Origin of the sequence: Parabacteroides sp. TM07-1AC, assembly GCF_003480915.1 — a bacterium.
In the GTDB taxonomy this organism is placed as follows: Bacteria; Bacteroidota; Bacteroidia; order Bacteroidales; family Tannerellaceae; genus Parabacteroides; species Parabacteroides chongii.
In genome coordinates this window covers 286,404-294,104 of sequence record NZ_QUKD01000009.1, presented here as the reverse complement: position 1 = coordinate 294,104, position 7,701 = coordinate 286,404, and the positions used below count along the sequence as shown (strand labels likewise).

11 protein-coding genes are annotated in these 7,701 nt (G+C 36.2%); 3 read left to right on the top strand and 8 right to left on the bottom strand.

Annotated elements, in window-relative coordinates; genetic code table 11:
- Positions 1-415 precede the first annotated feature (415 nt).
- The 3 genes from DXD68_RS18175 (at position 416) to DXD68_RS24560 (ending at position 2,855) form a co-directional block, all read left to right on the top strand.
- Positions 416-601: a type II toxin-antitoxin system HicA family toxin gene (locus DXD68_RS18175; protein ID WP_122362911.1), complete on the top strand. Its 186-nt coding sequence runs from the start codon at positions 416-418 to the stop codon at positions 599-601.
- A 62-nt stretch (positions 602-663) separates the two neighbouring features.
- Positions 664-1,068, top strand: coding sequence for a type II toxin-antitoxin system HicB family antitoxin (locus DXD68_RS18170; RefSeq protein ID WP_122362910.1), 405 nt, complete (start codon positions 664-666; stop codon positions 1,066-1,068).
- A gap of 470 nt (positions 1,069-1,538) precedes the next feature.
- Complete coding sequence (locus tag DXD68_RS24560) at positions 1,539-2,855, top strand: tyrosine-type recombinase/integrase (protein ID WP_229058358.1); 1,317 nt, start codon at positions 1,539-1,541, stop codon at positions 2,853-2,855.
- A 117-nt stretch (positions 2,856-2,972) separates the two neighbouring features.
- Here the strand turns inward: DXD68_RS24560 and DXD68_RS18160 are convergent, their stop codons facing one another.
- The 8 genes from DXD68_RS18160 to DXD68_RS18125 form a co-directional block, all read right to left on the bottom strand.
- Positions 2,973-3,524, bottom strand: coding sequence for a hypothetical protein (locus DXD68_RS18160; protein WP_122362909.1), 552 nt, complete (start codon positions 3,522-3,524; stop codon positions 2,973-2,975).
- A gap of 1 nt (position 3,525) precedes the next feature.
- Positions 3,526-3,858, bottom strand: a complete 333-nt coding sequence (locus tag DXD68_RS18155; protein ID WP_122362908.1) for a hypothetical protein — start codon at positions 3,856-3,858, stop codon at positions 3,526-3,528.
- 5 nt (positions 3,859-3,863) lie between these two features.
- Positions 3,864-4,502 (bottom strand): hypothetical protein, encoded by a 639-nt coding sequence (locus DXD68_RS18150; RefSeq protein ID WP_122362907.1) that lies wholly within the window; start codon positions 4,500-4,502, stop codon positions 3,864-3,866.
- Positions 4,503-4,640: 138 nt separating this feature from the next.
- Positions 4,641-5,108 carry a hypothetical protein gene (locus DXD68_RS18145; RefSeq protein ID WP_147383008.1) on the bottom strand — a complete coding sequence of 156 codons (468 nt, stop codon included), beginning with the start codon at positions 5,106-5,108 and terminating at the stop codon, positions 4,641-4,643.
- Positions 5,105-5,581 (bottom strand): N-acetylmuramoyl-L-alanine amidase, encoded by a 477-nt coding sequence (locus DXD68_RS18140; RefSeq protein ID WP_122362905.1) that lies wholly within the window; start codon positions 5,579-5,581, stop codon positions 5,105-5,107. Before DXD68_RS18140 ends, DXD68_RS18145 begins: the two co-directional genes overlap by 4 nt.
- On the bottom strand, positions 5,565-5,990 hold the full coding sequence (locus DXD68_RS18135) for a hypothetical protein (RefSeq protein ID WP_122362904.1): 426 nt from the start codon (positions 5,988-5,990) through the stop codon (positions 5,565-5,567). Before DXD68_RS18135 ends, DXD68_RS18140 begins: the two co-directional genes overlap by 17 nt.
- Complete coding sequence (locus DXD68_RS18130; RefSeq protein WP_122362903.1) at positions 5,990-6,544, bottom strand: hypothetical protein; 555 nt, start codon at positions 6,542-6,544, stop codon at positions 5,990-5,992. Before DXD68_RS18130 ends, DXD68_RS18135 begins: the two co-directional genes overlap by 1 nt.
- Complete coding sequence (locus DXD68_RS18125; RefSeq protein ID WP_122362902.1) at positions 6,525-7,694, bottom strand: hypothetical protein; 1,170 nt, start codon at positions 7,692-7,694, stop codon at positions 6,525-6,527. Before DXD68_RS18125 ends, DXD68_RS18130 begins: the two co-directional genes overlap by 20 nt.
- Positions 7,695-7,701 lie beyond the last annotated feature (7 nt).

Sequence of the window (7,701 nt, the reverse complement as noted above, 5' to 3'; positions counted from 1 at the left end):
CTGGCAGACATTTTCTCCATTATTGCCGGGATTTACCATTATTTGTATTCGAACGCTTTTGCGTTTGATATATATCAAACGAATAGAACACATATATGCTTCTTTCATTTGATAATTGTGTTCCTTTCGTTTAATATTGCTGGAACGATTGTTTGTTCAGTATGAAAATTGGTTTTGGCTGGTATTAATTTAAATGCCCGTCATATACATACAAGCGCAATTTCTGTTAAATAATAAGCTATTTATTTGTAAAGAACTGGAATACCGGATTACCAACGACGGAATACACCCTGAAATTACAGGAACATTCTACGAAGTGATATAAAAGTAACAAATTTGTTACTTTTATATTTGGTCATTTGGAACAAATATGTTACTTTTGTAGTGTTCAATTAAACAATAGTTCTTTTACACAATGAAGTATTCCGAGTTTTACAAACTGATTGAAGCCGCAGGCTGGACAATCAGTAAGGGTAAGAAACATCACAAGTATGTTCACCCGGACTTCGACTATTTCATTCCTGTCGGACGTCATCCGAGTAAAGAAATACCGAAAGGTACACTTGAATCGATGATGAAGGATGCCGGACTGAAAAAGTAAAAGTTCTGCCACTCCCTTCGGGGAGTGGCTTTAATTGGACTAAACCTCAAAAAATCTGTTGTATGAAAACAATTGTAGCAATTATCGAAAAAGCAGAAGACGGCGGCTATGGTGTTTACACCAAATCTGTACAAGGTGCGTACGGGTACGGTCTGACTGAACAAGAGGCTAAAAATGACTTCGTAGACGTACTAAACGAACAGGCCGAATTTTACAAAGAAAAGAAAGGTGTGTTTCCGGAATGGTATACGGAAAATATATCAATAGATTACAAATATGACTTTTCTGGTTTTTTTAAAACCTTTCCTTTCTTCAATGTATCACAATTTGCGCAAGCTGTCGGGATTAATCCTTCATTGATGCGCAAATATAAAGAAGGACTGGCTTTTGCTTCCGAAAAACAAAAGGCAGCCATACAAGACAAATTCAACGAGATCGTAACTAAAATGAGTCTGGTCCAGTTTTAAAAAGAGCTATTTTTAATTGAACACCTGTACCGCTCACATAACAAAGGGGAACCAATTGGTTCCCCTTTTTCGTCAAACCATGTAACAGTACAAATGCACTGGATAATAACGATTGCCTTATTGGGCAGCTTTACTCTTTTCGTATTCCCTATTCTAATTGCAATTTTCAAATAAGAAAGGAGACCCAAAAACGATTTATTCCCCGAAAATCGCCGTAAAGATTTGTTAAACAATTCTTATTTAAGCAGGCGCGTAATATGTTGGTACACATATAAAACGCAAAAGGCGACACCTCTAAAAAGAGGCATCGCCATTTACAAAAATACTTTAAACCGTGACCCGGGAGGGATTAAAGCATTTGTTTATCATTAAATTAAACACATGCATTATCACTTTTTTCAGGCATTACTATTTTTTGACTATATTCGCATTCACAACATTTACACAAATCGTTCCAAAATTCGTTCCAAATGGCAAATAAGATAAATCCGTTCCTTGTTGACAAAAGTAAAGAAACAACATCTATACAGTTTATCATTAGAAAAAATGGAGAAAGATATCGTTACACTCCAGGTATATCTATTCGGACCGAACACTGGATCGATAGCCAACGCTGGTGTCGCGAAGGCAAAAAGTATCCTGATGGCTTTCTAAAAAACGAACAGATAAAAAAATATATCAATATCATAGATTCAGTATTTATCGAATTTGACAAGGAACTGATTACTCCAACCCAGCAATCATTCAAAAAGGCCGTTGATAGCAAAATTGCACAAATAAATGAGGGAGCCGGAGGTGTAGTAAAAGATGACTCTCTTTTAACTAATTATATATCGAACTATATCCAGACATGCGATAAAACGACTGGTACATATAGGAACTATCAAAATTTACTCAATCATCTTGTCGCATACGAACAAGAAACAGGTTACAAACTTCGTTTCTCTAACATAAACATGGACTTCTATAATGGGTTCCGTACACATATGCTCACAAAGACATATACCATAAAAGACCAACAACGCCATTATTCCAAAAACTATATAGGAGGACTGTTCAAGATGATAACCAAATTCATGAATGAATCTGCCGGAGAACTACATAACAACACAGCTTATATAGATAAAAGGTTCAAAAAAGAAAAGGAGGAAACTGATTCGATATACCTTACGAAGAAAGAGGTCCAAAAGATTTTTGATCTAAATATTACAGCCGAGACGGTTCAAACTTTCTTTAAAAATGTTCGACCATCCGGTATCACCCGAAAAGTAAAAGCGTTGAACAATGCCCGCCTTATATTTCTAGTTGGTTGCTATACCGGTCTCCGGATATCAGACTATTCACGCATTGAAGACTTCAACATAGATAAAGAACTCATTAAAATACGCACCCAAAAAACAAATAAAATTGTTTCTATACCAATACATAAAAACTTCCGGACCCTATTGAATAAAACAAATATCATGAGTATTAAGATGTCAGATCAAAGATTGAACGACCATATTAAAGAACTTGGCTTAATTGCCGGTATAACAGATGAAGTGAAAATTTCTAAAACTGAAGGTGGAGTTATCAATACATATACATATAATAAGAACGAATGTATATCTACACATACGGCACGTAGATCATTTGCTACTAACTTATACTTTTCCGGAGCAGACATCTTTGTTATAAAGGATTTATTAGGACATTCTAAAATTGAGACTACAATCAAATACTTAAAAGTGTCCATTGAAGAAAATGCCAGACGGATAGCAGACAATTCCTTTTTTAAAGGAGAATAAAGAAAGCCCGATAGAAATTAACTACCGGACCCGCCAGACTAAATACAATTGTGTAATCAAAAGCGTATTTGAGTTTAGAAAAAACATCCAGCCCGTAAAAATTTTGAAACTTTTCAACTATACCGATGATTTATACGGTTTAGCTAATTCCAATATCAACTGAGACTCTCTAAAATTATCAACCCTATTAACTGCAATTCTTGAAGTATATGCCGCAAAATGCATAATCATTTGCTCTTTAAAAGGATCTGGTAATTGTGCTATATATTTTAAGTCTTTCTTTCTAGATATCGGGACAGATCTAACTAATTGAAAATCAACCAGCAAAGATGGAGAGTCTATTACATCAGAAGGATCAATAAAAAAATAACGAATTATTACCTTATTATGAATAATATCCAACAAATAATTAGACAATGAAGTCCATCTTTTTCTAGGTAACTCAAAACTTTCCACATCATTAATTCTACTCAAAAATTCTTTAGACATAGATATTGTTTCATTAGCAGGCAATAATGCTGCAACTATTAAAAAACTGGCTTTCCCATGTTCTAAATCACAAGGATTAGAAAGAACAATACTTAATGGATCATCCCCCATCCCCCATTCTATTCCATCAATGATAGAACCTTGAGTAATCTCTTTTTCTGGATTTTTCAACCAAGACATACTATTCTTCAACTTTTATAACATCGCCCAGACTCTGCCCTTCATAAGCTTGAACAAACCACTTTGACTTTGAAATTTTTGAATATCGCTCTCTAAAATCTCTTTTAGAAATTATAGTATTCCCATTTTTTAAATTAGAAATATTACTTATATGATTTCCCGTTTGATATGAAGGATAAAACATGTTGGGGCTTTGTCTTTCATACAATTGATTAACATTCAACTGAGAAGAAGATAATAACGCTGCAAAAACTACCACAGATGCACTCTGTGAAGTTATTTTTTGCATGGAAAAAGCTTCCGATTGATTATTTGTTGACACTTTTAAATTCATAGCACTTAGTTCAATATTGTATTTACAACCTTATTTTCCACCATTTTTTGAGATTCATCAAATGCCTGTTCCAAAATTTGTTTCGAAGGTAAAGATTCCATTTTTACATCATGATGATGATTAACAGACATAAACAATCCATCAATGACCCCATTTCTTGGTTGAATATCTACAGCAATGGCATTACTTTCATCTAATACAAACTGTAGACCAATACCTGTACACGATACCAAATTATCCGATTCTGCAACATTATTTATCGAACTAGCAAATTTACAACCTAACCAAATTGGGGCTGGTTTTTCTAGTTCTAAAAACTCATATTCATAATTTAACCCATACGAAGACAATGCAAAATCAAAAGAATTATCAGTAACTCTCATTATTTCCTCTTGAACTTTTTCTACTGTATTAAAAACGTCATCTAATTTAGACATAACAAATACTATTTTTTGAGGAGAGATCACAACCCTTGGAACAGGTTTATTCATTCCAATAAAAAAGCCCTCAGGTCCTATACCACAATTTGTATCGTAAGGATTACCAAAAAGATCCTTACAAAACTTATTATCCAAAACAGGAATATTATTGTGCAAATTCTTAAAAACACCAACAAAAGCTGTTGAAATCACATTCCGCGTCATAGTAATTCTTTTTTTTGCAAATATAATAGTAATATAATTTTTAAATAAGAATTTCATCACAAAAAATCAAAACCGCTCTACCTATCTCAGGCAAAGCGGCCTACATTACTAACTAAACTATTACTATGAGAAAAAGTTCTATTTAATATTCCTGACTATCCATAAACCCAAACAACCAAACAGAATAACAATCAGCCCAAATACCCAATTAGGTAAAACAGCCTCCCGATCAATCAGCACATCATCTGTAACGACATCTTTTATACCTTCATCCTTCACTTTGACAGATGTATCTGTTTCCTGCCTATCACAATTCTCTTCTGTTGTCACCGATCGTTTTTGTTCGGAATGGATATCCATCTGGGTAGTCTTTACAATATATTGATTGCCGATACTGTCCGGCTTGGATAACTCTGTTATAGTTATGATACCGGTTCCTTTATACTCCAGTAACTCCGTAATTGTCCGCTGAACAGATTCCGTGACATGTGTACTATCCTTTTGACTGCTGACAGCTGTACTAACCGTTTCCGATCTGTAGCTTTGCTTTTTTGTTCCGCATCCAAAAAAGAGAAACATACACCAGAGTAATACAATGCCTTTCATGGTTTTACATTTACGTTGGGAAGGAACGATGTAAATTCACTCTGTACGTCAAAGCAGGGACAAGCCTTTAACCATTCAAAAGGTTCAATCACACCATTACCATTTAGATCAGGCGAATAATCTCGATGACCTTTTACTTCTACAACAGCCGGATATTTCCGACACAACTCATTCACCAATTCACAGATGGCAGCCTTTTGCGCTTCGGTACGGGTATCTTTGGGATTTCCGGAACCATCTAGCCCACCGACATAACAAATGCCTATACTGTCCGCATTGTGCCCAGAAATGTGCGCCCCGGCTTTTTCTACTGGTCGCCCTTTATGAACTGATCCATCAGCATAAACTACGTAATGATAGCCGATACCGTTCCATCCGCGTGCCCGATGCATCTTATCAATATCAGCAACGGTAAGAGACTGCCCTTCACGCGATGCAGTACAATGCATTATGATTTTATTTATCTGTCTCATTTTTATCACCTTCTATTTCTATTATATCTGTTTTCTTTCCAAAGAAATTCAAGAACTTCACTTTTACATGCTTTCCACGTGCAGCAAAGTAGTTGACATATATACTTTCTAACTCAACACCGTATATAACGAGTAGAATTATAAGCGGTAGCAAGTCGATCCCAAATGGTTGCCCAAAAGCCTGGCCGAACGAATAAGCCATTACAACCCAAATGATATAACTTGTAATCTTATCCATTGTACGCCGGACAGCTCGCGATCGTTTGATCGGGTCTTTCCTGTATCGAGATGCTTCAATACCGAACTTCAGATCACCCAGTGTCAGCACTAAAGCCAGGAAGAAAAGCCATTTCGCCCAACTGAAAAACTCGATCAGTCCAAAAAGGAATTTATCTGTATAGTTCTCCATCAGTCCCCTATTTTAGAAATTACAGGACCACGAACCGGAGTAATGCTTCCTTTTCTCCATTTAGGGAACTTATCTGAATTATGCTTGATATACCGGAGACAATCATTCATCAGTTCCTCAGCAACAGAAAAAGCATCCTTATACTCTTCCTGCTTTTCTTTTAACTCCGCATGTGAGCTATATTCAACCTGATTCTGCATCAATCCCACCCGTGACAGGTTCCTGTCTCCATGTTTCACCAAACGAGCGTAAACGAAATATTTTAGCGCTTTTTCAAGCCCTGAGAAAATAAACTCATCATTTCCATTTTTATAGATACCGCCATAAAGCAAATTCTCATAGGCATCATTGACCGGCGAGCCTTCCTCACGGTTGACATACCGGAGTAAATCAATGAAAAGGTTATCACCTAAAGCATTCTTGATATCCTGCTGCTGGGATTCATCAATGTACACAAGTATTTTTTCAACATCAACATGCGTCGACATGGGGCGAATGGTAGTTTTTACACTATCTACGTCCGTTAATTGCTTATTAAACAGATTGGACTTCATAACTTAAAGGAATTAATGAATAGTCGTTTGTTTGATTAACCGGATATGTAAAATGTGAGAACACAGATCGGAAACTTTGTTCCATCAGGACACGTTCGTCGATCGTCATAGCATTATAAAAGTTAAAGGCATCATTAATAATGTCGTTTGAAAACCCCAGTGCACCGGAACGAATACGGTAAAATACCTCCTGATTGAACGCTGCATGTATTTCCTCCGCTACAGCATCCTTTGTTACAGTAAAGTCTTTATCGAAGTTCTTGGTTGGGAACTCGACAAATTGAGGAACATCGTCTCCATCTTCACGCCCTACACCTAAAATTTTACATGCTTCGGAATCACCTTGAAAATCTTTAAATTTCGCTGCATCAAAACCATTCTGATATTCTGTCCCTTCAACCCAATTTCCATCTTTATCTTCTACCATGACTTTCTGTCCTTTGGGATAAACGAACATACCCATCGGCAAAAAATTACTCCGGACATTACGATAACGAACATTTGCCAAACCTTCATCGGTGCTTATATCAGTAATGGCACTGTCGTAAATGGTAGATGGATAGACCATGAACCCATCTTTTGACACATATAACGTCTGACCTTTATAGGCTTCAATACCTCCTGCTGCCACAATCTGAGATAGTACAACGTCGGGATTAGGATTAAACACATCTGTATAGGCAATAGTACTTTTACTGGGTTTCTTGATCTTTTTCTTTCCCTTCAAACAGGTCCAATCTGGGTGTATGCCAATTTGGGCTATATATCCGGTATCATCATCAATACCCAGACGGCAGTCTTCAAAAGGAATATGCTCAACGCTGGTAATCTCACATAGAAGATTGTAATTTATGTGCAAAGCAAATCCACCAAATTTTGCCAAATCATCAGAACAGAGTCTTAACAAAGTATCACATGTCTGGCCTTTCATATTGACAATAGACTTGTAAAATAAGGAATCTTTGAAACCTGCACCTCTAATAAATTTTGCATACCGACCAACACAACTTTTCGCATTACTGGAAGCACCCAACAACTGCAATATCATCTGAGGATAGTTATTCCCCTTTCCATAACTTTGTATATCCAGGTTGGTTACATCTGCTACAGGAATACGTATTTTCGGTATTTTTACTTCATCAATTGTCATATTTCAC

Bases quoted from the DNA above. Each gene is read 5' to 3' on its own strand.
- DXD68_RS18170 (WP_122362910.1), top strand. From the start codon at position 664: ATGAAAACAATTGTAGCAATTATCGAAAAAGCAGAAGACGGCGGCTAT.
- DXD68_RS18125 (WP_122362902.1), bottom strand. From the start codon at position 7,694: ATGACAATTGATGAAGTAAAAATACCGAAAATACGTATTCCTGTAGCA.
- DXD68_RS18155 (WP_122362908.1), bottom strand. From the start codon at position 3,858: ATGAATTTAAAAGTGTCAACAAATAATCAATCGGAAGCTTTTTCCATG.
- DXD68_RS18140 (WP_122362905.1), bottom strand. From the start codon at position 5,581: ATGAGACAGATAAATAAAATCATAATGCATTGTACTGCATCGCGTGAA.
- DXD68_RS18175 (WP_122362911.1), top strand. From the start codon at position 416: ATGAAGTATTCCGAGTTTTACAAACTGATTGAAGCCGCAGGCTGGACA.
- DXD68_RS18145 (WP_147383008.1), bottom strand. From the start codon at position 5,108: ATGAAAGGCATTGTATTACTCTGGTGTATGTTTCTCTTTTTTGGATGC.
- DXD68_RS18160 (WP_122362909.1), bottom strand. From the start codon at position 3,524: ATGTCTTGGTTGAAAAATCCAGAAAAAGAGATTACTCAAGGTTCTATC.
- DXD68_RS24560 (WP_229058358.1), top strand. From the start codon at position 1,539: ATGGCAAATAAGATAAATCCGTTCCTTGTTGACAAAAGTAAAGAAACA.
- DXD68_RS18130 (WP_122362903.1), bottom strand. From the start codon at position 6,544: ATGAAGTCCAATCTGTTTAATAAGCAATTAACGGACGTAGATAGTGTA.
- DXD68_RS18135 (WP_122362904.1), bottom strand. From the start codon at position 5,990: ATGGAGAACTATACAGATAAATTCCTTTTTGGACTGATCGAGTTTTTC.
- DXD68_RS18150 (WP_122362907.1), bottom strand. From the start codon at position 4,502: ATGACGCGGAATGTGATTTCAACAGCTTTTGTTGGTGTTTTTAAGAAT.